The following is a 24,604-nucleotide window of genomic DNA, read 5'->3' as shown; positions in this document are numbered from 1 at the left end:
CCGCCTTCACCAGCAAGAAGGATAAGGCCGCTACCGCCCGGCTGATCGTGCGCCGCATCCGGCGGCGCGGGCGGTGGCGATCCACGCTTCGAGGCGGTCGGCGTTGTCTTCGCGTGGCCGGAGCAGGCCGGCGAAGCCGCGGACGACTTCAGCCAGCTTGATCATCTCGGAGCAGGTGGTGATGAGCTCGTCGAGCAGGGGACTGTGGTGGGCGCGGTCGTAGGCGCGGGTGGCGCAGGTCGGCGTGGCCAATGGCGTCCTGGACGTCGCCTAGCGCAGCGCCGACGTTCAGAGCGATGGCGGCGAAGATGTGACGCAGGCCGCGCGGCATGAGCTCGGCGGCGGGGCTGCGGGCGTACGGGCGATGCGGCGGATGAGTTGGTGATGGCCGAGGGGTCCATCCGCTTGCCGCCCGGGTGTGGGTCGGACTGTTCAATGGCAAGCAACGGCATGGATCAGTTGGTCGCGAGGCATGCCAGCGAGGTGGGCTGCTGCTCGCGAGCGGTGATGGGTGGTGAAGTTGGCGAGGAGGGCTACGGCGCCTGTGCCCTTGCATCAGGCTTCCGCTGTGGAACCGCAGGGTGATTCGTGAGGATTGGCCAGAGATCTACTAGTGCCGCAGCAGGCAACGTTTGCCCCGTTGAATTGTCGGGGGTGATCCGTAGGGTGGCGGAATGACTTCATCGCTGCGCCTGGAAACGATCACGCCGGACAATGTCGATGCTGCCTGCCGGTTGAGAGTTCGGCCCGAGCAGGAGGATTTCGTGGCCCCGGTCGCGTGGTCGCTCGCCGAGGCGTATGCGAACGGCGAGACGGCCTGGCCTCGGCTCATCTTCGATGCCGACGAGCTCGTGGGCTTCGTCATGGGCGGCTTCGATCCGCAAAGTCCGGTCGACGTGTTCCGCTGTGGGATCTGGCGGTTGAACATCGCGGCCGGTCAGCAGGGCCGGGGTTACGGGCGTTTCGCGGTGGAGTCGGTATGTGCGGAAGCCCGCCGTCGCGGGCAGGATCGGGTAACGGTGCTGTGGTTGGCAGGCGAGCATGGCCCCGAGCAGTTCTATCTGCGGCTCGGGTTCCGTCCGACCGGGCAGGAGATCCACGGACAGATCGTCGGCGAGTTGCTGCTCGCCGAGCGCTGAGGCGATCAGGCGACGCTTGCCCGTGCGACCACCTTGCGGAGGCGCTCGTCGGCGGCGTGCTCGTTCCGCCAGATGATGTAGCGGCGGATCATGCTGCCCTGGGCCTTGTGGGTGAGGTGTCGGTGCCGTCCAGGGCGAAGTAGGGCAAGGCGGTGAACTGGGCCTCGATGCGATTGAGCCAGGAGCTGTTGGTGGGTGTGTAGGCGATCTCAACATTGTTCGCCTCGGCCCAGTCGGCCACCCTGCGGCACCGTTTGGTGGCCAGATGCGGGGAGAAGTTGTCGCAGACGATCGCGATGCGCACATCCGTTGGGTAGAGGGTGCGCAGGTAGCGGCAGAACTCCAGAAACTTCATCCGCGTCTTGGCTTTCTTCACGTGGCCATAGAGCTTGTCCTTGCCCAGGTCGTAGGCGGCGAACAGGTGCCGCACTCCAGGCGGGCGGGTGTAGGTGGCCCGGCGTCGGGGCCGCGGCTCGCGGTCGGGGTCCTTGCCCCTGCCCCCGCGTTCGGCCCATTGCCGGCCGGGGTGGGGCTGGAGGTTGAGTGGCCCGAACTCGTCCAGGCAGAACGTAACCTCAGGCTCGCCCACTTCGGGGATGACCTCGCCGTCGGCGATGGCGTAGAGGTGCTCGACGCGGGCCTTCTTGGCGGCGTAGTCCGGGTCTCGGGAGGTCTTCCAGGTCTTCACGCGTTGAAAGGAGACGCCTTCCTCGCGGAGCAGGATGCGCAGGCCCTCGTGGCTGATGTCGTCGACCACCCCCTCGGCGACCAGGAAGTCGGCCAGCTTGGCCAGGCTCCAGGTCGAGAACGGCAGGCCGTGCTCGGCCGGCTTGGATTTCGCGATCTTCTTGATCTCCCGGCGTTCGGGAAGCGTGAAGGTTTTGGGCCGCCCGCCTCGGTACTTCGGGTAGAGGGAGTCGAAGCCGTCGGCGTTGAAGTTGTGCAGCACGTCGCGGACCCGGTCGGGGCTGGTAAACGTCACCGTTGCGATCTTGTTGACGTCCATGCCCTGTGCGGACAGCAGTACCATCGGGGCGCGCCGCCAGGTGACAACTGACCCGGTGCCTCGGCGGATGATCCGCAGCAGTCGTTGTCCCTCGTCGTCATCGATCTCTCGAACCCGCACGCGTTCTGCCACGAGGACAGCATGGCGCGTCCGCGCCGCCCGGGGCGGCACCCGGACAGCGCGTTACCTCACAACAGGGCAAACGTTGCCTGCTGCGGCACTAGCTCGATCCAGCTCTTTAGACCGTCAGCGGGGGCCAACGGGGAGCCAAGCAGGGGAGCCAACGGAGTCAAACATGCGACGACCGTATCCGACAGCTTGAGACGTTCATGCAGGTGGATAGCTCCCCGCTCGACTCCCTCAGACCTCCCCGGACTCCTGTTCCTTGCCGTCGCGTCAAGGTCAAGCCGCTGCCACCTGCCGTCCGCCGTCAGCCATCCGGTCGGTTGGGGTCGAGGCGGGTGATCCGCCGCGTGTTGGCAAGCAGTGCGTCGGTGGTCCTGCGTACGAAGTCGAGGATCGCGCTGAGCTCGTCGGCGTCGTATCGGCCCATGATCGCGGTGATGTCCCCCACGAACGGGCCGAACGCCGCTGCCATCAGGGCGTCCATCCGCTCGTTGGGCAGCAGCTGCACCACGACCTTGCGGCGGTCGTGCGGATCGGGACAGCGCTGCACATAGCCGGCCTTGCTTAGCCGGTCGACCATGCGGGTGACGGCTCCCGTGGTGAGCCCGGTGTGTTCGCCGATGGCCCCCGCTGTCACCGGCCCCAGCCGTTGCAGCAGGTCCAGGCATTTGCGCTCGACCGCGCTGAGCCCCAAGAGCTGACCGACGGCCTCGTGGAACACCACGATCGCCATGGCGAACTCGCGACCGATGAGCTCTCCGGCTGCGGCCTGATCGACGGGGTCGCCGCCGTCGCGGCGCGGGGCTTGCCTCACTCATCCAGCATATCTTACCGTTGCAGTATCTTGAGATCGTGATAATGACGAACGCAGATAATGAACAGGACATGTAATGAGAGTCGTCGTGGTAGGAGCAGGGCTCGGCGGGTTATGCGTGGCCAACGCGCTACGCCGCATCGGCGCGGACGTCGAGGTGCTGGAGGCGCGCGACAGCATCACCGACGCCGCACAGGGCTACCGGATCAACATCAACGCGACCGGGCATGACGCGCTGCACGCCTGCCTCGAGGCCGGACAGTTCGAGGACTACGAGCGCATCCTGCACCGCCAGGACGACACCGCGACGTACCTGTTCTCACCTGCCTTGCAGCTGCTGTCCCGCGACGAGACGGGGCCCGTTCCCGGGGCCGTCGATCGGGCGGCGCTACGGCGCGTGCTGGCCGAGGGTGTGGCAGACCGGATCACCTTCGGCCGTGAGGTCAATCCGAGAAGGGCTCATATGCATGACCGTCACCCGCGAAGTCGACCAGTCCGACGACGCGACCCTCATCCAAGAGTCACTCCGTGAACCGGAGATCTTCGCGGCGCTCTTCGACAGGCACGCACCCCTGTTGCACCGCTATGCCGTACGCAGGTTAGGCCCGGACGCGGCCGAGGACGTCGTCTCCGACACCTTCCTCGCCGCCTTCAAGCACCGGGACCGCTACGACCGCTCGCGTCCCGACGCGCGCCCTTGGTTGTACGGCATCGCCTCGAATGTCATCGGCAAGCAGAAACGCACCGAGCTGAGCCTGTACCAGGCATATGTCCGCAGTGGCGTGCATCCGGGGGTGCCGCCGGTGGAGGACGAGGTCAACACGCTGGCCGTCAATCGGCCGCTGGCCGCGGCGCTGCTGAAGCTCAAGCGCGGCGACCGCGACGTGCTGCTGCTGGTCGCCTGGGCGGAGCTCACCTACGAAGAGGTGGCCACGGCGCTCGGCATCCCGGTGGGAACAGTGCGCTCCCGGCTGAACCGGGCCCGCACCAAGATTCGCGAGACGTTGGGAGAAAAGTGATGGACGACCTCAAGGCCATGTGGGCGGAAGTTCCCGCGGGCACTGAGCGCGACCTGGCCGGGGCCCGGCACCGGCTGCTGAACGGCATGCGGCAGCCCCGGCGCAGCCGCGGGAAGGTCAGGTTCGCGGTCGCAGGGGGGCTGGCCGCGGCGCTGACCGTGGGGTTCGCCGCCGTACAGGTGACCACGGACGCCAGGCCGGCCAATGCGCAGGAGCTGCTGGCGCGGGCGGCGGAGTCGGCCGGGTCGGAGCCGGATCTCAACCCGCGTCCGGGCCAGATCGTGCACACGGTGGGCCGCGACCTCTACTCCAGCGGCGCCAGGTCCGGCGGCTCCGGGGGCATCGAGGCCGAGGCCCGGGAGGACTGGCAGCCCGCCGACGGCTCACGCGAGTTCATGATGCGCCAGGGCGATCAGGTCACCCTCATGAAGCTCTGCTCCGACAGCTTCATCAAAACCGTGGGCATGACCTACGCCGACCTCTCGAACTGGCCCACGGACGTCGCGGCACTCAAAGAGCGGGTACGGCAGGTGGCGGCCAAGCACCCCGCGGAGCCGCGGCTGCGCGAGACGTTCACGCTCCAGGATCTGATCAACATGTCCGCGGTACGGCCCAGCCTGCGTGCCTCGCTGTTCAAGCTGATCTCGGAGATGAAGGGGGTCTCCATCCAGCCGTCGGTCACCGACGCCCTGGGACGTAGTGGCATCGGCGTGCAGACCCCCGACCGCATGGTCCTCATCTTCGAGCCGGAGACCTACCGCTACCTGGGCTACAACTCGCTGGACGAGCAGGGACGGCTGGTCGGGGGAGGCGCGGTCGAAAAGGTGGAGCTGCTCGACAGGCTCCCGAAGGAGAAGGTGACCTTCACCGAGCCGAAGTGCATACCGGCCTGACGCCGCGGCGTCCGTACAGCCATGGAGATTGTCCCCTCTAACTGCGACGTCACCCTCCCGACACAGCCCGGCGGATTACAAACGCGCCCCCATCAAGTAATCTCACGTACAAAGATTCAGGAAACGAAGCTCCCTCTTTGGCCGTGTGGGCGTCGATCGGGGCGCGGTGATCGCCCCGTGGCGGGTTGCAGCATCGCACCGGGCTTGACCGTGAGGCAGAACAGCGAGGTGGACAATGAGTGGCTCGACCATCGAGGGGTCCCGTTCGGCCGGTGCTCCCGGGGCCGAGGTGGGGGAGCCAGAGCTGCGGCAGCTGCTCGCCGGATTGACCGCGATCAAGGACGGCAATTTCGGCACGAGGTTGCCCGGCGACGCCGACGGTCTCTTCGGCGAGATCGCCTCCGTCTTCAACGGCATGGTCGACCAGCTGGCCCTGGTCACCTCTGAGGTGACCAGGGTCGCCCGCGAGGTGGGCACCGACGGGCGGCTGGGCGGCCAGGCCGAGGTCAAGGGTCTGTCGGGCACCTGGCGGGATCTGACGGAGTCCGTCAACGCCATGGCCGGCAACCTGACCGACCAGGTCCGCAGCATCGCCCAGGTGACCACCGCCGTGGCCAAGGGTGACCTGACGCAGAAGATCACCGTGGACGCCCGGGGCGAGATCCTGGAGCTGAAGAACACCGTCAACACGATGGTGGACCAGCTGTCGTCGTTCGCCGACGAGGTGACACGGGTCGCCCGCGAGGTGGGTACCGAGGGCGAGCTCGGCGGCCAGGCCGACGTCAAGGGCGTGGCCGGCACCTGGCGGGATCTGACCGACTCGGTCAACTTCATGGCCGGCAACCTCACCGACCAGGTCCGCAACATCTCCCAGGTGGCCACGGCGGTGGCACGCGGCGACCTGTCGCAGAAGATCACCGTGTCGGCCCGGGGCGAGATCCTGGAGCTGAAGAACACGCTCAACACGATGGTGGACCAGCTGTCGTCGTTCGCCGACGAGGTGACGCGGGTCGCCCGCGAGGTGGGCACCGATGGGCGGCTGGGCGGTCAGGCCGACGTCAAGGGCGTCTCGGGCACCTGGAAGGCGTTGACGGAGTCGGTCAACGTGATGGCCGACAACCTCACCGCCCAGGTACGCAACATCGCCGAAGTGACCACGGCCGTGGCCAAGGGCGACCTGTCGCAGAAGATCCGGGTGGACGCGCGCGGCGAGATCCTGGAGCTGAAGGAGACCATCAACACGATGGTCGACCAGCTCTCATCGTTCGCCGACGAGGTGACGCGGGTCGCCCGCGAGGTCGGCACCGAGGGCAACCTGGGCGGCCAGGCGACTGTGCGCGGGGTGTCGGGCACCTGGAAGGACCTCACCGACAACGTCAATGTGATGGCCTCCAACCTGACCAGCCAGGTGCGGAGCATCGCCCAGGTGGCCACGGCGGTGGCGCGTGGCGACCTGTCACAGAAGATCACCGTGGAGGCCAAGGGCGAGGTGGCCGCCCTGGCGCAGACGATCAACACCATGGTCGACACGCTGAGCGCGTTCGCCGACGAGGTGACGCGGGTGGCCCGCGAGGTGGGCACCGAGGGGCAGCTGGGCGGCCAGGCGCGGGTGCCCAACGTGGCCGGCACCTGGAAGGACCTCACCGACAGCGTCAACTCCATGGCCGACAACCTGACCAACCAGGTGCGCAGCATCGCCCAGGTCACCACGGCGGTGGCCAAGGGCGACCTGACCCGCAAGATCGACGTGGACGCTCGCGGGGAGATCCTGGAGCTGAAGACCACGATCAACACGATGGTGGACCAGCTGTCGTCGTTCGCAGCCGAGGTGACGCGGGTGGCCCGCGAGGTGGGCAGCGAGGGCCGGCTGGGCGGGCAGGCCGAGGTTGAGGGCGTGTCCGGCACGTGGAAGCGGCTGACGGAGAACGTCAACGAGCTGGCCGGCAACCTGACCCGGCAGGTGCGCGCCATCGCGGCGGTGACCAGCGCGGTGACCTCGGGCGATCTGACCAGATCGATCACTGTGGACGCCGAGGGCGAGCTGGCGGACCTGAAGGACAACATCAACTCGATGGTGGAGTCGCTGCGCGAGACCACTCGGGCCAACGAGGAGCAGGACTGGCTCAAGTCCAACCTCGCCCGCATGTCGGGGCTCATGCAAGGACACCGTGACCTGGCCACGGTGGCCGAGCTGGTCATGAACGAGCTCACGCCGCTGGTGTCCGCTCAGTACGGCGCCTTCTTCCTGGCCGACGGCGAGGAGCTGCGGCTGATCAGCGCCTGCGGCTACTCCGCCGATTCCAGCCGTCCCACCAGGTTCAGGGTGGGGGAGGGGCTGGTCGGCCAGGTCGCGAGCACGCGCAAGAGCATCGCCCTCACCGATCTCCCGCCGGGCTACGTCAAGGTCTCCTCCGGCCTCGGCGAGGCGCCGCCCAGCGCCCTGGTCGTCCTGCCCGTCATCTTCGAGGAGCAGGTGCTCGGTGTCATCGAGCTGGCCTCGGTGCACGCGTTCACCCCGGTCCACCGGTCCTACCTCGAGCAGCTCACCGAGACGATCGGCGTCAACCTCAACACCATCGTGGCCAACGCCCGCACCGACGAGCTGCTGGCCGAGTCCCAGCGCCTGACCGCGGAGCTGCAGGCCCGATCCGCGCAGCTCCAGCTCCAGCAGGAGGAGCTGCAGCACTCCAACGCCGAGCTGGAGGAGAAGGCGCGGCTGCTGGCCAGCCAGAACCAGGACATCGAGGCGAAGAACCTGCAGATCGAGCAGGCCCGCCAAGAGCTGGAGGAGCGGGCCCACCAGCTGTCGCTGGCCTCCAAGTACAAGAGCGAGTTCCTGGCCAACATGAGCCACGAGCTGCGCACCCCGCTCAACTCGCTGCTCATCCTCGCCCAGCTGCTGGCCCAGAACCACACGCGCAACCTCAGCCCGAAGCAGGTCGAGTACGCCGAGATCATCCATTCGGCCGGCTCCGACCTGCTGCAGCTCATCAACGACATCCTCGACCTGTCCAAGGTCGAGGCAGGCAAGATGGACGTCACCCCTGAGCGGGTCTCCATGCGCCGGCTGATCGAGTACATCGAGGCCACCTTCCGGCCGATGACGAGCCAGAAGAGCCTGGACTTCGAGATCGTCACCGCGCCCGGCATCCCGGTGGAGGTGCTGACCGACGACGCGCGGTTCCGCCAGGTGCTGCGCAACCTGCTGTCGAACGCGGTCAAGTTCACCGAGACGGGCGGGGTCGAGCTGCGCATCGAGCCCGCCGACCCCGGCGAGCTGCCCGCCACGGTACGCGCCCACGGCGCGGCGCTCGCCTTCCGGGTGATCGACACCGGCATCGGCATCAACGAGCACCAACTCGAAATGATCTTCGGGGCGTTCCAGCAGGCCGACGGCACCACCAGCCGCAAGTACGGCGGCACCGGACTGGGCCTGTCGATCAGCCGCGAGATCGCCCACCTGCTCGGGGGCGCGATCACCGCGCAGAGCGTACCCGGCCAGGGCAGCACCTTCACCCTGTACCTGCCGATCGCCCACCCTGATTTCGAGGATCACGTCGCCCTCGCGGAGCCCTCCGCCGAGGCGCAGGAGGCCGTAGCGGGCGAGCCCGCGGAAGCCGGCCCCTCGCCGGCGCCGTCTCCGCAGCACCGGCGGCTCCTGGTGATCGAGCAGCGGCCCCGCGGGCTGCTGTCCCTGGTCACCGAGACGGTGGTGACGGAGCTGTCGGGAAGGTGGGACGAGACGATCGAGCTCGTCACCGCCGCAGGGGTGCAGGAGGCGGCCGCCACGCTCGCCGACCAGCCCTGCCATTGCATCGTGCTCGACCTCGACCTGCCCGAGGGGGCGGCCTACCACCTGCTGGAGACCATGGAGAGCGACCCCGCCCTGGCGGGGGTGCCCGTCCTGGCCTACAGCAGCTGGCGTACCACCCAGCAGGAGACGCGCCTGCGCTCGCACTCCCCGGACCGGCCCCTCGAACAGCTGTCCAGCCTGGACGAGCTGCGCGAGCGCATCGCCCTGCACCTGACCGCCAATCGGGCCGGGGAGGTGCCGCCGCTGATCCGGCGCGAACCGGCGCAGGCGCCCGCGGCGGTCGAGAGCGACAGCCCTCTGGCGGGCCGGACGGTCCTGGTGGTCGACGACGACACGCGGAACCTGTTCGCGCTCACCAGCATGCTGGAAAGCCGCGGCATGGCGGTGCTGCACGCCGAGAACGGCCGGCTGGGCATCGACACCTTGATCGCCAACCCCGACATCGATATCGTCCTGATGGATGTGATGATGCCGGAGATGGACGGTTACACCGCCACAAGCGCGATCCGGGCCATGCCGCAGTACGCCGACCTGCCGATCATCGCGGTCACGGCCAAGGCCATGCCGGGTGACAAGGAGAAGAGCATCGCGGCCGGAGCCACCGACTACGTCACCAAGCCCGTCGAAATCGGCCATCTCATCGATCGGATCCGGCACTGTCTCAACGCCTGACGCTCACCAGGCTCGCAGGTCACCGGCAAGGAGCATCCGAAGTTGCAAAGCCATCAGCAGTCACCCGCCCCCCTCTCGCGGGCCGGCCGTGCGTCAGCCGGCGCTGTCACGAACGTGGGGCGGCTGGCGGCCACCGTCGAACGACTGCGTGAGGAGATCCGGCGTGCCCAGCGCGCCGCCGAGGGGCGTGCCCTGATCGAGGTGGCCAAGGGCATCCTGGTCGAGCGGCTCCAGTGCGGCCCGACCGCGGCCGCGCAGCAACTCGCCACTCTGGCCGAACAGGCGGACCTGACCCAGCTCGAACTGGCCGCCGACATCATCAACCAGGCGGCGCGCGACCGCATCAGCCAGACCGCGCGTGACTTCCTGGACGGGACGCGGTCGGGACGGAGCCCGCGCGAGGTGACCGACGTGGCGGTCCGGCTGCGCTCGGCCGAGATCGGCATGCTGACGGCCACCGAGTCCCAGGCTGTGGCGCAGTCGCTGCTGGAGAACGCCCTCGCGCCGCTGGGGGCGACGGGTGTGGCCATCTGGGCGGCGGGATCCGACGCCTCTCTCACCCTGGTGGGCCATGCCGGATTCAGCGCCGCGGAGGCCCGGCGGTGGCGCTATGTCCCGCCGGGGGTGGCCACCCCAGCGCAGCGTGCGCTGATCGAGCGCGAATCCGTGTGGACGCAGGCGCTCAGCGAGGTCGGCCTGCCCTCGATCGGGATGCGCGAGGCGCCGGACGGGGGGCGGGTGACCGTGCCGGCGGGGACGGGCGGGCGCATCCTGGGCGTGCTGGAGATCGGCTGGCCGGCTCCGCTGGAGCCGCAGCCGCCGCAGGTGATCAAGCAGGTCGAGGCCCTGGCCGACCTGTGCGCGCACACCCTCGAACTGCCTGCCGGCTCCGGCAACCTGCTGGGCCTGGTCGAGCTGGTCAACCTGGCCGACGCGCTGCCGGACGCGGCCTTGGTGCTGACGCCGCATCTTGACGGTGACGGCAATCTCGCCGATTTCCGCATCAGCCACATCAACCCCCGCTTCGTGGATCCGGCCGGCCGCCCGGCCGGCGCCGTCAGCGGCGCGCTGATGCTGGAGGCGTACCCGCTGGCCGCCGATGAAGGCGGGCTGTTCTCGATGATCGAGCGCGTGCACGCGACCGGCGAGCCGTTCATCGCCGACCAGATGACGATCACGGCTCTGGTGGATCAGGTCCCGCTGGACAACATCGCGACCGTCAGCGTCACCCGTCACGGCGAGGGCGTGCTGCTGATCTGGCGGCTGCAGGACGAGTCGGCGCGCCTGGCCAGCCTGCTCCAGCATGCCCAGCGCCTGGGCCGCCTCGGCGCGTTCGAGGAGGACGCGCTGACCGGGGAGATCACCTGGAGCGGCCAGCTCTACACCCTCCATGGGCTCGAGCCGGGCCAGCCTCCCATCCCGCTGGAGCAGCTCGCCGACTACGCCCACCCCGACGACGCCGACGCCATCGGCCGCTTCGTTCGCAAGCTGCTGCATCACCGCCTGCCGGACTCCACCACGTTCCGGTTGCAGCGGCCGGACGGCATCGCCCGGCACATCCGCGTGGTCGCCGACCCGGTCCTCGCCCCCGACGGAAGGCTGCTGGCCATCCGGGGCGCGTTCCAGGACATCTCCTCCCAGCACTGGACGGAGGTGGCGCTTGCCGCCACCCGCGACCAGCTCGCCCACAGCGAGCAGCAAGCCGCCGAGCGCAACCGGCTGGCTCTGCAACTGCAGCGGGCCATCATGCCGCCCACCCGAGGGCCGATGGAGGCCTTCGACCTGAACATCGCCGTGCGCTATCGGCCGGCCGAGCACGAGCATCTGGTCGGCGGCGACTGGTACGACGCCGCCGTCCTGCCGTCGAAGCAGATCCTGCTGTCGGTGGGCGACGTCGCCGGTCACGGGATCGAGGCGGCCACCGGCATGGTCGTCCTCCGCAACGCGCTGCGTGGCCTGGCAGCAACCGGCGCCGGCCCCAGCCAGATGCTGGGCTGGCTGAACCTGGTCGCCCACCACCTCACCGAGAACGTCACGGCCACCGCCATCTGCGCGCTCTACGACCCCGAGACCCGGGTCCTGCGCTGGGCCAGGGCCGGACACCTGCCCCCTATCCTCATCAGGCGGGACGAGGCGGTGGAGCTGGACCTGATCGGCGGGATCCTGCTCGGCGCCGTGTCCGAGGCCGACTACGACGAGGGCCAGATCCAGCTCGAGCAGGGCGACATCATCCTGATGTACACCGACGGATTGATCGAGCGGCGTGACCGCGACCTGCACCACTCGCAGGAGCAACTCCTGCGGACGGCGACGCGGCAGACGTCCACGCTGGAGCACCGCCTCGACTACCTGCTCACCCACAGCAACTCCGACACCGACGACGACACCTGCCTGGTGGGCATCCAACTCCGCTGAAGAGCCACCCGCCGGGCCTTCTGCTGGCTACAGTGAGAATTCCAATATCAGCGGGATATTTCGGGATATCCGCAGTGCGAGGAGCCCGAGGCGTGAATCACCGCGTAACCGACGAAGCCATGGTCCGAGCCCTGTACCGCGAGTACGGCGCCCCCTTGATGGCCTTCGCCGTCCGCCTCACGGGGGGCGATCGGCGCTGGGCCGAGGACGTCGTGCAAGAGACCCTGGTACGCGCCTGGCGCAATCTCCACGAGCTGCGTACCGACTCCGGCTCGCTGATGCCCTGGCTGGCGACGGTGGCCCGCAGAGTGGTGATCGACAACCGGCGGGGCTCCGGCTCGCGCCCGCTCGACACCGTCGAGGACGTACCGGAACGCGCCAACGCCGTGGCGGCGGAGGACGAGCGGCTGCTCCGCGAGATCGTCGTGACGGACGCGATGCTCTCGCTCTCGCCGGCCCACCGCCAGGTGCTCACAGAGACGTTCCTGCTGGACCGCACCGTCCAGGAGGCCGCGGAGACCATCGGCGTGCCGGTGGGCACCGTGAAGTCCCGCGTCTACTACGCCATGCGGGCGTTACGGGTCGCGCTGGAGGAACGGGGGGTGACGCTGCCATGACAGACGCTGCCATGACAGACGCTGGCATGACACGGGAGCCGCGTCACCGGGAAAGTCGCAACGGAAGTCACGGGGAAAGTCACGGGGAAAGGGGGGTGACGTTGCCATGACACACGAGCCGCGTCACGACAGCAGGCAGGAGGTGACGCGCTCATGACCGAGGTGCGTCACGAGGACGTGGCCGCGTACGCGCTCGGCCTGCTCGGCGAGGAGGAGCGCGTCGAGTTCGAACGCCACCTGAGCGGCTGCGCGAGCTGCGCGGAAGAGGCCGGGGCGTTCGCGGCGATGGGGGAGCTGATCAAGGGTGTGCACCCGGACGATCTGCTGCCCCACTCGCCCGAACCCGAGGTCGAGTCGCTCCTGGTACGCCGCGCCGCCACCGAGCGCCGCCGCCGGCGGCTGCACCGCGCGTTCATGTCCGCCGCCGCCTGCCTCGTCGTCGCGGCCGGCGTGTTCCTCGCGGTCGGTTCGGTGACCGGCGGCCCGAACCCCGACAGCGTCCACAGCCCGGCCCGCGCGCTCCTCATGACCGGCCACACGTACTCCGCCGTCGACCCGGCCACGGGCGTCTCCGCCGTCGTCGGCCTGGAGGACAAGGGCTGGGGCACCCACGTCGCGCTGGAGCTCAAGGGCGTCAAGGGGCCGCTGCAGTGCCGCCTCATGGCGGTGGGCGACGACGGCCGCTCGGAGACGGTGGCCAGCTGGGGCGTCCCCGACAAGGGGTACGGCGTGCCCGGCTCCCCTGACCCCCTGCTGCTGCACGGCGGCACCAGCCTGCCGGAGTCGGAGCTGAACCACTTCGCGGTCGAGACCTTCGACGGCCGCACCCTGGCCACCATCCAGGTGTGAGCTCAGAGAGCCGATAAGCTCGCCCGCAACTCGCTGACCTGCCGCGGCTCGGCGATCCCGTCCCAGGGAGCCAGCGCCGCCAGCCCGGCCGCCCGGTGCTCCGCGGCCCGGCCGGGCCGCAGCCGGGCCAGGTGCAGGTGGGTCAGCGCCATGCTGACCCCCGCGGGAGGCAGCCGCGGCTCGGCCTCCTCCAGCAGGGCGACCACCTCGTCCGGCCGGTGATCGGGCGCGTCCAGCAGCACCACGGCCCGCTGCACGAGGCAGCGGGCCCGCCCGACCTCGTCCGTGCTCTCCGCGTAGAGCCGCTCGGCCTCCTCCAGATGGGTTTTCGCGTCGTTGGGCTGGTCCAGGTAGTGGTTCGCGAGCGCGAGCAGTTCCTGCGCGTGCGCCGCCGCGCTGGGGTCCGCGGCCCGCTCCGCCAGGGCGTGCGACTCGTACAGCACGGCGCGGGCGTCGGAGTACAGGCGCCGGGCCTCGGTGCCGCGCCCGTCGTGGTCGAGCGTCTGCCCCTTGCGCAGCAGCAGCGCGGCCACGTTGGTCAGCCGGATCGAGTGCCCCGCGAAGTCGCCGCCGGACAGCGCCTGCCCGTAGCGTACGAGCGCGGACTCGACGGCGGTGAACTCGTCGCCGCCGGCCAGCAGGATGGCCGCGTGCTGCAGGTGCAGCTCGGCGGGCCACGACTCCACCTTGACGCGCAGCGCCGCCGCCTGGTCGAAGTGCTGGCGCGCCTTGCGCGGGTCGCCCCAGGTGAGCAGGGTCGCGCACTGGCGCAGCTCGGCCGTGGCCTGCACGTGCTCGTCGCCGATCGCCTTGGCCGCCCTGGCCAGCGCCTCAGCCGCCCGCAGCCGGTCCTCGTGCCGCTGCTCGAGCCGGAACCACGTCTCCAGGCCGTCCGCGATCCGGGCCAGCGCCCGCGCGGTCTTGGGCGCCGGGTTCTCGAACGCCAGCATCTGCAGCAGCACCCGGTCCTCGAGCGCGAACCAGGCGCGGGCCTCCTCGCCCGGCAGCAGGGCGCCGTACGAGTCGGCGCGGCCGGCGAAGTGCTCCACCAGGCGCCGCCAGGCCGCGGCCTCCAGCGGGGTGCCGCCACGGCGGAACGCGCCGGCCACCCTGACCCGCGTCATGCGCACGTTCTCGACGAGGCCCAGCTCGGCCAGCTCCCCGATGGCGTCATCGGCCGAGGGCACGCCGAGCAGCGCGGCGGCGGCCAGGTGGTCGACCTCGGCGATCGGCAGCCCCGCCAGCAGGACGAACAGCTGCTGGGCCATCGGCCTGAGCTGCGTGATGCTCCGCTCGAGCACGAAGTCGAGCATCTTGTCGACGGACACGCTTCGCAGGTCGTCGACCAGGTCCTGGAGCGTGACCTGGCGGTTGCGGGCGAGCCAGCGGCCGATTCTGATGATCTCCAGCGGGGTGTTGAGGCAGGCGTCCACCAGCAGGCCCAGCGCCTTGGGGTCGCGGTTGACGCGTTCCTCGCCGACGTGGCGGGCCAGCAGCCGCCGCCCGTCCTCCGAGGAAAGGGGGCCGATCCGGATCGGCTGGACGTGCTGCGGCAGCTCGTCGGTGAACGTCCCCGCCACCACGATGTGCGCGCCCGGCACCTTGGGCGGCAGCCAGGCGATCTGGCTCCACGTGCTGACGTTGTCGAGCAGGAGCACCCGTTCGGTGCCGGTGAGCGCCTCCATCACCTGCGCGGTCGCGTCCTGGGGCTCCTGGATGGTGCCGGGCGGCCGGTCGAGGGTACGCAGGACGCGCTGGGCCACGCTCAGCGGCGTCTCCGGACGGTCCCTGTCGGGGCCGCGAAGGTCGGCGTACCGCTGCTTGCGGGCGTCGTCGGTCAGACCCCACGTGGCCGCGATCGACACGGCGGACGTGCCCATGCCCGTCGCGCCCTGCACGACGACGATCCCGCTCTCCTTGGCGCGCTTCTGGACCTGCTGGATCTCGGCGTCCCTGCCGACGAGCCCGTCGATCTTGTCGGGGAACGGCTGGCGGTGGAAGATCGGCTGGGGTGCGGGCCTGCGGCGGCTGCGTACGACATGGGTGAGCCAGCCCGTGGCGACCGGCAGCGAGAGGATCAGGATGACGAGCAGCCAGGGCGGCAGCCACTCCGCCACCCGCTCCATCAGCTTCTCCTGCAGCAGCAGGACCGTGCCGCTCGCCGTCACCAGGCCGCCCAGCCCCAGCCCCAGCTCGGGCAGGTGGGCCCCGGCCTGCTTGGAGAGCCGGGACAGGCGGAAGCGCAGGCGGTCCTTTCGCGAGAAGTCCGTCATCGGCGTACCCCTCGCGTCAGCCCCCTGTACAGCCAGCGCGCGGTGGCGACGACCACCAGCACGGGCACCGCGGTCGCGATCACCGACTGCGCGGCCACCGCGCTCGCGGCGCTCATGAAGTGGCGCGACTGCTCCAGCACGATCAGTTGCAGGTGGTCGCCCGCCGGCCAGTTGAGCAGCAGCCCGACGACCGTGTCGTTCCACACCAGGACGAACGCCAGGACCCCGGCCAGCACCACGGCGGGGCGCGCCTCGCGTACCACGTGGAACATCTCCCACCGGTCACGCGCCAGCATGGGCGCCGGCACGCGGACGAACGCGTTGTGCAGCACGAGCACCGCCAGCGGGATCACCAGCGCCGCGTGCACGATGGCCAGCGCCGGAGCGGTGCCGACGGGGCTGAGCCACTGCTGCAGCGGCACCGCGAACGCCTGCGGCGGCAGCACGGCCAGGGCAACCGCGACCAGCAGCACCGGCCGCCAGGCGCGGCGCGGCAGCAGGTGCTCGTGCGCCAGCACGTATGCGGCCGGCACCGCGGCGAGCAGCACCAGGCACACGACCACGAAGGCCCGCAGGAACGTGGTGCCGAGCGCGCGGACGAACCCGGCGTCGGCCAGCGCGTCCGCGTACGAGCCGAGCGTCCACGGCCCGCCGCGCCACCACCCGGACTCCGCCGCCGCCACCGGGTCGCGCAGCGAGGTCAGCACGAGCACCGCGAACGGCAGCACCCAGAGCACCGACACCGCCACGGACGGCAGCCACACCCGCCAGCCCTTCCGCGAAGGCGCGGCGGCCACCGGCCCGGCCCAGGTCGCCCGCCCGCGCAGCCCGGACAGGGCGGGCACCGCCATCACGGCCACGAGCACCGACAGCCCCACAGAGAGCGCGGAGGCCCGCGTGTCGCCCAGGTCGCCGTGGTGCCGCCACCAGAACAGCCCGCCGCCCTCGATCTCGGCCTGCATCGACCCGGGCGCGCCCATCAGCACGACGTCGAACACCCGGGCCGCCGCGACCAGCGCGAAGAGGTACGCCAGCGCGGCCGGAGCGGCGAGCGCGGGCAGCAGCACGGACCAGAGCCGGCGCCGCCGCCCGATGCCGAACGCCCTGGCCATCCGGAGCAGGTTGGTCGGCATCCGGGCCAGCGCCTCGTGGAAGACCAGGAATGCCACCCCGGCCCACTGCCAGATCAGCGCGAGCCCGAACACCAGCCAGATCCACACGGGCCCGAGGAAGGCCACCTCGGTGCCGAACAGGGCGTTGACCAGGCCGCGCCGCGGGTTGGTGTCGAACATCAGCCGGAAGATCGCGCCCGTGGTGAGCGGGGAGACGGCGGCCGGCAGCACCAGCAGGAAGCGGAGCACGCCGCCGAGCACCGGCCCCGCGTTCCTGGCCAGCCAGGCCAGGCCGAGCCCCACGACGCACACGACCACGGCCAGCACCAGCCACACGAACGAGTTGCCGAGCGCCTGGAGCACCTTGCCGTCGAAGAGCACGTCGTACGCGCCGAGCCCGCCGGAGAGGCTGAGCACCACCGTCGCGCAGAGCGGGACCAGGATGACGCCCGCCGACAGCAGGACCGCGAGCAGCAGGTAGAGCGAGGCCCGCCAGCGGCTTATCCCGTGCCTGACCACCGGGATCCTGGCGTCGTGATGCGGCGCCACCTCGAACATGAAGCTGTTCACAGGGCGCCCTCCCTGCTGCCGGCGTAGAGCTTGTCCTGGGCCGCGCGCGCCGCGGTGTCCGGCTCGACCGTGTTGACGGTGACGTCCGTGAACAGCTCGGTGAGCACCCGCCACAGCCCGCGCCCGTCGCCGCCCTCCAGGCCGCCGAGGAGCCGGTCGGACAGGTCGTAGTGGGCGTTCGCCGCGGACTTCAGCTCCTGGGCGGGCTCGCGCAGCAGCTCGTGCGGCGGCAGCGTGAACGGCGTCAGGAAACCGCCGTCGGCCACCCAGCGGGTCAGCGCGTCGGGTTTCTTGCGCTCCCTGGTCAGCCAGTTGACGAAGTCGACCGCCTTCTCGCCGCCGTCCTTCATGGCCACCGCCACGTCGCCGCCGACGACCAGCGGGGGCGGGTTCTGCCGGTAGGCGGGGAACCGGAAGTACGCCGCGGCGCCCTTGCCGGCGTGCCGCTCGATGACCGGCAGGGCGAAATCGGGCGCGGCCACGAAGTCGGCGGTGCGGTAGACGAACACGTCGAGTATCGAGTCGTGGAACTGCATGGTGAGAGCGCGCCTGCCCTGCTCAGGGGTGAACGCGCTCCGCCAGACCGTTCCGAGCAGCTTGAGCGCGCTCGCCACCTGCGGCGCGCGCCACCAGTCGGCACTGTCCAGCGGCGGGAACAGCCCGCCGTAGACCTCGGGGGCGTAGGCCAGCAGCACGTTCTCGAACCAGTCGCTGAGCACCCACCCGTCGGCCGCCCCGATCGCCAGCCTGCCGGGCTGCCAGCCGTCCAGGTCCGCGGGCGGCGTGCCCTCGCCGGCCCGGTGCCAGACCAGCGACTTGTGCGCGATCTTGAACCAGGCCCCGAGCCGCTCGTCGCTCCCGTACGGCGTCACGAGCCCGCGCCAGAACGCCGGCTGCCGGGATCCCGCCTCGGCCAGCGGTCTGATGCGGCTCTGGATCGACGGGTCGAAGAGCAGGCCGAGCCGGGGGATCACGGCCACGTCGGGAAGGACCTCCCGAGCCGGCCCGCGCAGCAGGGCGCCGATGTTGTCGCCCGCCGAGTAGACGTTGACGGAGCCGTACTCGTCCACCACCTCGTTGAAGCGCCGCAGCTCCTCGCCGCTCCACACCACCGCCACCTGCAGCGGCCGCTCGCCGGCGCAGCCCGCCAGCGCCGCCGCCGGGATCGCGGCCAGGAACGTTCTACGGCGCAGGGACATCGTCGATCTCCCGGTAGGACGAAGGCGAGGGCAGGCTGGCCACCCTGGTCCTGTCATCGGCGACGACCAGCACGGGCAGGTTGCGATCGGCGCGCCGCGCCGCGCTCACGGCCGCGTGGCAGGGCCCGAAGCCGGCGCGGTCCTCTATCACCATCACCTTGGGCGGGCGCTTGCGGCACAGGGCGCGGACCAGCGCGACACCCAGCCGCTCGTCGTGGGCCAGTTCGTGCGGCCTCGACCGTAAGAAGCCGTGGATGTCCATGCGCTTGGCGATGTACGCGACCCTGCTGTGGAGGAACGAGGGCGGGAGGTCGTCGCGCGCGGCCAGCATCAGGTTCTGCTCGACGGTCAGGTGCGGCAGCAGCCCCGCGCCGGCCGGGACGAGCCCGATCTCGCGTTCGGAGGGCAGCCACATGGTGATCTCCTGGCCGTCCAGGCGGATCCGGCCGTCGTCCGGCATCTCCAGGCCGAGCAGGATGTCGGTGAACGTGTCGGCCTCGGCGCTGTCGGCCGCCACCACCACGGCGGTGTGCCCTGAGCCGACGGTCAGGGACTTGGGCCCGAGCCTCCGGGAAGTCCCGCGCGTCTGCCAGGTGAGACCGGAGAGCTCAAGAAGTGGCACGTCCCCAACCGCCGTCGAGTCGGATGTCCTCCACCTCGACGTTTTCACAAACAGTGGATCACGGCAACGTAGTTGCGCGATTCCGCTAAGTGCCCACCCGGAGGAAGTGGGTCGAGAACCAGTCTCTGGCGTGCTCCGCCACGGCCTGCAGGGCGCCGGGCTCCTCGAACAGGTGGGTGGCGCCGGGCACGACGGTGATCCGGCTCTCGGCACGCAGATGCCGCTGGGCTTCCTCGTTCAGCTTCACCACGATCGGGTCCCGGCCGCCCACGATGAGCAGCGTGGGCGCGCGGACCGCCGCGAGCCGGGGCCCCGCCAGGTCGGGCCGCCCGCCGCGCGAGACGATCGCGGCGATCTCGTTGTCCGGCTCGGCCGCCGCCCACAGCGCCGCCGCCGCGCCGGTGCTCGCGCCGAAGTATCCGACGGGCAGCCCCGCCGCCGCGTCCTGCCGGCGTACCCATGCGGTGCTCTCCCGCAGCCGCTCGGCCAGGAGCCCGATGTCGAAGACGTTCGCCCTGTCGCTCTCCTCCTCGGGCGTGAGCAGGTCGAACAGGAGCGTGCCCAGGCCGGCCTGGCCGAGCGCCTCGGCCACGTAACGGTTGCGCGGGCTGTGCCGGCTGCTGCCGCTGCCGTGCGCGAAGACCACCACTCCCTGAGCGGTGTCAGGGATGACCAGATCGCCCTCCACCTGCCACACCTCCCTCTTCGCTCTCTCCCTCCGCCTTCCCCGCAGGCCCGCTCTTGCACCACGTTTCCCCTGCGACGGCGAGACGTGATCCCTATACTGCGCGGATGTCCGATTTCCTTGACTTCCGGGCCAGAGGACGGGAGGCCTTGCTGGCAGGGCGGGCGACCCACGACTCTCCCATGGTGGAGGGCGGCCGGCGGTGGGGAGCGTCGGCCGTGCTGCGCCCTGCGGGCGAGGTGCTCGACCGGCTGGCGGCGCTGGCCGGGACCATAGAGGCGCCGGGGCACTGGGTGCACGGCCGGCGGACCCTGCACCTCACCCTGAGGGGGCTGGAGCCGTACCGCGAGCGGATCCCGGCCGGCGACCCGCTCCGCGTGGTCTACCGGGACGCCCTGATCGAGGCGGTGGACGGTCTCGCGCCCGCGAGGGTACGGCTGTCGGGCGTGAGCCCCCATCCGGGCGGTGTCGTGGCCTGCGGCCACCTCGAGGACGACACGCTGGTCACGCTCTGGAAGCGGTTCGCGCACGCGATGGAGTCCCGCGGCGTACGTCACCTGGAGCACGGCCGGGTACGCGACCGCTGGTACGTCAGCCTGGTCCACTTCGCGGGCCCGCTGACGGACCCCCGCCGGATCGTCGAGTGGTGCGACGCCCACGCCGACGTCGACCTCGGCCTGGCCGAGCTGGACACGGCGGAGATCGTCCGGTTCGTCCACACGGGGACGGGCATCCGGATCGAGGAGCTGGAAGCGGCCAGGCTGACATGAGACGGCGGGGCGACACCCGGCCCCATTCCGAGGGTGTCGCCCCGCCGCCGGCCCGGTCAGCCCAGCACCAGCGCGGTGACGAAGTGCAGCAGGTGCCAGGCCACGTAGGCGCTGAGCGAGCAGAACGCCCACTCCTTCCCCTGGCTGATCCTGGAGACCCACCGGAGCTGCTCCGCCGGCTCCTTGCGCGCCCTGACGGTCCTGGTGACGAAGTACGCCGACATCAGCCAGGCCGCGCACGAGCTCCCGAGCAGCCCGAGCGAGAGGGCGAGCAGAACCGGCGACCCGGCCGGCGGGTCCGACGGCGGGAGCTGGCGGATCCAGGCGGCGAGCACTCCGGCGAGCACCGCGGCGGTGATCCGCCGGTCCTTGCGCGCCTGGCGCTTCAGCCATTGAAGGTCGCGACGCACGTGGTTCTTGAGCATCCGGATCACCCCCGTGTGAGTAGCTGGTAAAACCAGCTAATGGGAATGTCCGGATAAGATCTCCGACCTCACATCCGAGATTTCACGACTTTTAGCGATGTTTCAGTGCCCGATACGGCCCCGAGCTCGCGCAGCTCCACCGCCACGCGCCGCGCCTCCAAGGCGTCCCCCACCTCTTCGAGCAGCCGCAGAGCCTCCCGGAGCTGCTCGACCGCCGCCGCGCGGTCGCCCTGCCTGGCGGAGACCAGGCCGAGCGCCCGCAGGGCGCACCCGAGGTCCCTCCTGGTCCCGCACTCCAGGTGGACGTCCCTGGCCTGCCGCGCGTACACCAGCGCCTCACCGGCCAGGTCCAGGTCCAGCAGGATCATGGCCAGCGTCGTGAGCGCCGCCGCCCACCGGTCCTTGGTGCCGGTCTCGTTCTGCAGCTCGACCGTCTCCCACGCCAGCTTCAGCGCCGCCTGCGGCTTGCCGGCCGTGTGCAGCGCCTGCGCCATCGACAGCAGCGCGCTGGCCCGGTTGTCCCGCAGCTCCTCCCTGATCGCCAGCGACGCCTTGGCCGCCTCCAAGGCCGGCTGGTGCTGCCCCAGCGACAGATACGTGTTCGCCAGCGTCTCCTGGACGTCCGCCTCCGCCCGCCGGTTCCCCAGGCCCTGCACGATGTCGAGGGCTTCGAGCGCGTACACGAACGCCACGTGCGGCAGCCCCTGCCGCCGCCGCACCCTGGCCAGCCGGTTGAGCATGCGGGCCTCCACCGGCTCGTCGCGGATCACCCGGCTGATCGCCAGCGCCTGGTTGAGGTAGTCGTCGGCCCGCAGGTAGTCCGCCAGCCGCCAGTGCACCAGCCCGATGTCCCCGAGCGTCTCCGCCTTGCCCTGCTCGTGGTGGAGCTCGACCTGTACGGCCAGCGCCTGCTCGTAGTACGACAGCGCCTCGTCGTAGCGCGAGCCGTTGCGCGCGATCCGCCCGAGCGCGCACAGGGCTCGCCCGCAGCCGTACTGGTCGCCCGTCGCCGTGTAGCCGGCCAGCGCCCGCTCGGCGTCGCGGCGGGCGTCGTGCGGCAGCCGCAGCAGGTCGTAGATCTCGGCCAGGCAGAGCAGCGTCTCGGCCTCGGCGTGCTCGTCGCCCAGCTCGTGGCAGATCGACAGCGCCTCCAGGCCCTCCGACAGCGCCGCGTTGGGCTCGCCCAGGCTCCGCTGCACCGTGGCCAGGATGATCAGGCTCTGCGCCGTGCCCTTCCGGTCGCCGAGCTCCTCGCGTACCTCCAGCGCCTGGCCGGCGTGCTGCAGCGCCAGCTCGTACCGCTCCTGGGACAGGTGCAGCCGCGAGAGCGTATGCAGGCAGTTCGCCACCCCGGCCAGGTCGCCGATCTCCCGGTAGAGGTCGAGCGCCGCGCCGGCGCACTTCAGCGCCTCGTCGTTGTTGCCCGCGATGCCGTGCACCTCGGCCAGGTCGTTGAGGGCGCGGGCCCGCCCCTCGGCGTCACCGAGCGAGGCGAAGTCGTCCAGCGCCTCCGCGATGAACCTGGCCGCCAGCGTCGACGGCCCGATGTCCCGGTGGATCGAGCCGAGGTTGCCCCGCATGAGCGCGATCGCCCGCCGGTTGCTGACCTGCATCGCCGAGGTCAGCCCGGCCTGCTGGATCTCCAGGTTGTTCTCGTAGTAACGCAGGCTCCTGAACGGCTCGAACACGGCCTTCGCGAGCCGCCACGCCATCCCCTGCGCGCCGCTCTCCTCGGCCATCCGCACCGCCGAGACCAGCGAGCGCCGCTCCGCCTCGAACCATTCGGGGGGCGTCGCGGGGTCCGTCGCCTTCGCCAGGTAATGGTCGAGCAGCCGCACCCTGGCCTCGCGCACGCCGCCCTCCGCGTGCCTGCCCAGCTCCCTGGCCAGCCGCTTGACCAGGTCGTGCACCCGGTAGCGCGGCCCGGCCAGCGGCTCCACCAGGTACGCCCGATGCAGCCCCTCCACCGCCACCACGGCCTCGCTCACCGGCACGCCGAGCGCCGCGGCCAGCACCTCGGGCGTGAAGTCCCGCCCGGGCAGCAGCCCCACGTGCCGGAACGCCCGCCGCTGCCCCGGGCTCAGCGACTCGTACGCCAGGTCCAGCGCCGACCTGAACGCCTCCTCCGGATCGCCCATCAGCAGCCGCCCCGGCCCGCGCAGCTCCTGGACCCGCTCCTGAACGCTCAGCCCGGGGTTCTCGGCCAGCTTGGCCGCCGAGATCCGCAGCGCGAACGGATGGTACGAGCACACCCGGGCCAGCTCTGCCAGCGCGTCCCTGTCGGCGGCCCGCGGCGAGTCCCCGCCGAGCACCGCCACCAGCAGCGCCACCGCGTTGCCCGGGTCGAGCACCGGCAGGTCCATGAGGTCGGCGTGCCCGGTGGCCCGCAGCGGAGCCATCCGCGTGCGGCTCGTCACCAGCACCACGCAGTCCTTCCCGCCCGGCAGCAGCGCCCGCACCTGCGCCGGGTCGGCGGCGTTGTCGAGGATGAGCAGCAGCCGCCGGCCCGCGATCCTGCTGCGGTAGAGCAGCATCAGCTCGGCCCCGTCGTCGGCGGGCATGTGCTCGCCCACCCCGAGCGAGCGCAGGATCTGCCCCAGCGCCTCGGCCGGCGTCATCGGCGGCTGGCTCGGCGACTGGCCCCGCAGGTCGATCACGATCTGCCCGTCGGGGAACCGGTCGGCGTGCAGGTGTCCCCAGTGCGTCACCAGCGCGGTCTTGCCCACGCCCGGCAGGCCCTGCACGACCATGGTGTTCGTCCGCCTGGGCCGCTCCAGCCAGTCGGTGAGCAGGTCGAGGCTCTGCTGCCGCCCGGTGAAGTCGGGCACGTCCGCGGGGAGCTGGCGCGGCTTCGGCACCCCGCCGACCGGCAGCGGCTCCATCGCGCCCGGCCGGGTCAGGAACGGCGTCACGTGCCCCTGCCACGGCGCCGACAGATGCTCCCAGCCGCCCGCCGCGTCACGCAGCGCGGACGGGTCGGCGATCCGCAGCCGCCGGTAGCCGGGCCGGACCAGCCAGCCCCGCCGGACCCACTGCGTGAGCTGCCGCTGCACCACGTCGGGAGAGCTGCCGACGAGGTCCGCCAGCGTCTCCATCGACAGCGGCGGCGCCGACTCCGAGGCCAGCGCGTAACGCTCGTCGAGGTGCAGCAGCCACACGGCCAGCCGGGCGGAGACGGGGGCGCGGGCGAGCGCCTCGTGCCTGCGGGCCGCCACGTTCCTGGCGAACAGCTCCTGCACCAGCGCGGTGGCCACGGCCGGGCTGGTGGCGGCGTGCTCGCGTAACCGGCGCAGGTCGATGGGCCAGGCGCGCAGCTCGGTGAGGGCGTCGATCTTGGTGCGCTCGGCGGGGCTCCAGAAGGCCAGCTCCCCGATGAGGTCGCCGTCGCCGCGGAGGTCGTGAATGGCCTCGCGCTCGCCGGCGGGGGTGTATTCGCGGGCGTAGCCGTAGTCGATCACATAAACGCGGTTGACCGGCCGCAACGGCGAGCAGACGGTCTCATTGCGCCGGAAGACGCGGGGCCTCGCGCCCTCGTCGATCAATGACCGGAACAGATCCACCGCGACACCACCCAACTGGGGACG

19 protein-coding genes are annotated in these 24,604 nt (G+C 70.9%); 9 read left to right on the top strand and 10 right to left on the bottom strand.

Annotated elements, in window-relative coordinates; genetic code table 11:
• Positions 1–30 precede the first annotated feature (30 nt).
• Positions 31–252: a hypothetical protein gene (locus AB0H84_RS01200; protein WP_357596277.1), complete on the bottom strand. Its 222-nt coding sequence runs from the start codon at positions 250–252 to the stop codon at positions 31–33.
• Between the two features lie 422 nt (positions 253–674).
• On the opposite strand from AB0H84_RS01200, the gene AB0H84_RS01195 reads away from it, so the two are divergent.
• Entirely contained in the window at positions 675–1,139 is a 465-nt protein-coding gene (locus AB0H84_RS01195; RefSeq protein ID WP_357596274.1) for a GNAT family N-acetyltransferase, read from the top strand.
• A gap of 88 nt (positions 1,140–1,227) precedes the next feature.
• Here AB0H84_RS01195 and AB0H84_RS01190 read toward each other — a convergent pair whose 3' ends face one another.
• Both AB0H84_RS01190 and AB0H84_RS01185 read right to left on the bottom strand, forming a co-directional pair.
• The gene (locus tag AB0H84_RS01190; protein WP_357596271.1) at positions 1,228–2,277 is read right to left on the bottom strand and encodes an IS630 family transposase; all 1,050 of its coding nucleotides are present in this window, start codon (positions 2,275–2,277) and stop codon (positions 1,228–1,230) included.
• A 298-nt stretch (positions 2,278–2,575) separates the two neighbouring features.
• Complete coding sequence (locus tag AB0H84_RS01185; RefSeq protein ID WP_357596268.1) at positions 2,576–3,085, bottom strand: MarR family transcriptional regulator; 510 nt, start codon at positions 3,083–3,085, stop codon at positions 2,576–2,578.
• A gap of 76 nt (positions 3,086–3,161) precedes the next feature.
• On the opposite strand from AB0H84_RS01185, the gene AB0H84_RS01180 reads away from it, so the two are divergent.
• The 7 genes from AB0H84_RS01180 (at position 3,162) to AB0H84_RS01150 (ending at position 13,364) form a co-directional block, all read left to right on the top strand.
• A complete protein-coding gene (locus tag AB0H84_RS01180; protein ID WP_357596266.1) occupies positions 3,162–3,617 on the top strand; it encodes an NAD(P)-binding protein in 456 nt (151 codons plus the stop codon).
• Positions 3,553–4,104: an RNA polymerase sigma factor gene (locus tag AB0H84_RS01175; protein WP_357596263.1), complete on the top strand. Its 552-nt coding sequence runs from the start codon at positions 3,553–3,555 to the stop codon at positions 4,102–4,104. Before AB0H84_RS01180 ends, AB0H84_RS01175 begins: the two co-directional genes overlap by 65 nt.
• Complete coding sequence (locus tag AB0H84_RS01170; RefSeq protein ID WP_357596260.1) at positions 4,104–4,997, top strand: CU044_5270 family protein; 894 nt, start codon at positions 4,104–4,106, stop codon at positions 4,995–4,997. Before AB0H84_RS01175 ends, AB0H84_RS01170 begins: the two co-directional genes overlap by 1 nt.
• A 235-nt stretch (positions 4,998–5,232) precedes the next feature.
• The gene (locus AB0H84_RS01165) at positions 5,233–9,483 is read left to right on the top strand and encodes a HAMP domain-containing protein (protein WP_357596257.1); all 4,251 of its coding nucleotides are present in this window, start codon (positions 5,233–5,235) and stop codon (positions 9,481–9,483) included.
• Positions 9,484–9,597: 114 nt separating this feature from the next.
• Positions 9,598–11,898 (top strand): SpoIIE family protein phosphatase, encoded by a 2,301-nt coding sequence (locus tag AB0H84_RS01160; protein ID WP_357596255.1) that lies wholly within the window; start codon positions 9,598–9,600, stop codon positions 11,896–11,898.
• Positions 11,899–12,017: 119 nt separating this feature from the next.
• On the top strand, positions 12,018–12,515 hold the full coding sequence (locus tag AB0H84_RS01155) for a sigma-70 family RNA polymerase sigma factor (RefSeq protein WP_357597876.1): 498 nt from the start codon (positions 12,018–12,020) through the stop codon (positions 12,513–12,515).
• Positions 12,516–12,668: 153 nt separating this feature from the next.
• The gene (locus AB0H84_RS01150) at positions 12,669–13,364 is read left to right on the top strand and encodes a zf-HC2 domain-containing protein (RefSeq protein ID WP_357596252.1); all 696 of its coding nucleotides are present in this window, start codon (positions 12,669–12,671) and stop codon (positions 13,362–13,364) included.
• Positions 13,365–13,366: 2 nt separating this feature from the next.
• On the opposite strand, the gene AB0H84_RS01145 is transcribed toward AB0H84_RS01150, so the two are convergent.
• The 5 genes from AB0H84_RS01145 to AB0H84_RS01125 form a co-directional block, all read right to left on the bottom strand.
• Positions 13,367–15,637 carry a hypothetical protein gene (locus AB0H84_RS01145; RefSeq protein WP_357596249.1) on the bottom strand — a complete coding sequence of 757 codons (2,271 nt, stop codon included), beginning with the start codon at positions 15,635–15,637 and terminating at the stop codon, positions 13,367–13,369.
• Positions 15,634–17,319, bottom strand: coding sequence for an ABC transporter permease subunit (locus AB0H84_RS01140; RefSeq protein ID WP_357596247.1), 1,686 nt, complete (start codon positions 17,317–17,319; stop codon positions 15,634–15,636). Before AB0H84_RS01140 ends, AB0H84_RS01145 begins: the two co-directional genes overlap by 4 nt.
• Positions 17,316–18,518 carry a hypothetical protein gene (locus AB0H84_RS01135; RefSeq protein ID WP_357596244.1) on the bottom strand — a complete coding sequence of 401 codons (1,203 nt, stop codon included), beginning with the start codon at positions 18,516–18,518 and terminating at the stop codon, positions 17,316–17,318. Before AB0H84_RS01135 ends, AB0H84_RS01140 begins: the two co-directional genes overlap by 4 nt.
• On the bottom strand, positions 18,502–19,140 hold the full coding sequence (locus AB0H84_RS01130) for an ATP-binding cassette domain-containing protein (RefSeq protein ID WP_357596241.1): 639 nt from the start codon (positions 19,138–19,140) through the stop codon (positions 18,502–18,504). Before AB0H84_RS01130 ends, AB0H84_RS01135 begins: the two co-directional genes overlap by 17 nt.
• An 85-nt stretch (positions 19,141–19,225) precedes the next feature.
• On the bottom strand, positions 19,226–19,828 hold the full coding sequence (locus AB0H84_RS01125) for an alpha/beta family hydrolase (RefSeq protein ID WP_357596238.1): 603 nt from the start codon (positions 19,826–19,828) through the stop codon (positions 19,226–19,228).
• Between the two features lie 104 nt (positions 19,829–19,932).
• Here AB0H84_RS01125 and AB0H84_RS01120 point away from each other — a divergent pair, with 104 nt between their 5' ends.
• Entirely contained in the window at positions 19,933–20,595 is a 663-nt protein-coding gene (locus AB0H84_RS01120) for a hypothetical protein (RefSeq protein ID WP_357596235.1), read from the top strand.
• Between the two features lie 56 nt (positions 20,596–20,651).
• On the opposite strand, the gene AB0H84_RS01115 is transcribed toward AB0H84_RS01120, so the two are convergent.
• Both AB0H84_RS01115 and AB0H84_RS01110 read right to left on the bottom strand, forming a co-directional pair.
• A complete protein-coding gene (locus tag AB0H84_RS01115) occupies positions 20,652–21,020 on the bottom strand; it encodes a hypothetical protein (protein ID WP_357596232.1) in 369 nt (122 codons plus the stop codon).
• 68 nt (positions 21,021–21,088) lie between these two features.
• Positions 21,089–24,580 (bottom strand): tetratricopeptide repeat protein, encoded by a 3,492-nt coding sequence (locus AB0H84_RS01110; RefSeq protein ID WP_357596229.1) that lies wholly within the window; start codon positions 24,578–24,580, stop codon positions 21,089–21,091.
• Positions 24,581–24,604 lie beyond the last annotated feature (24 nt).

Origin of the sequence: Nonomuraea sp. NPDC050786 (assembly GCF_040654115.1) — a bacterium.
Classification (GTDB): Bacteria; Actinomycetota; Actinomycetes; order Streptosporangiales; family Streptosporangiaceae; genus Nonomuraea.
The sequence above is the reverse complement of the archived record's forward strand: the minus strand, read 5'-3'. Positions and strand labels throughout refer to the sequence as shown.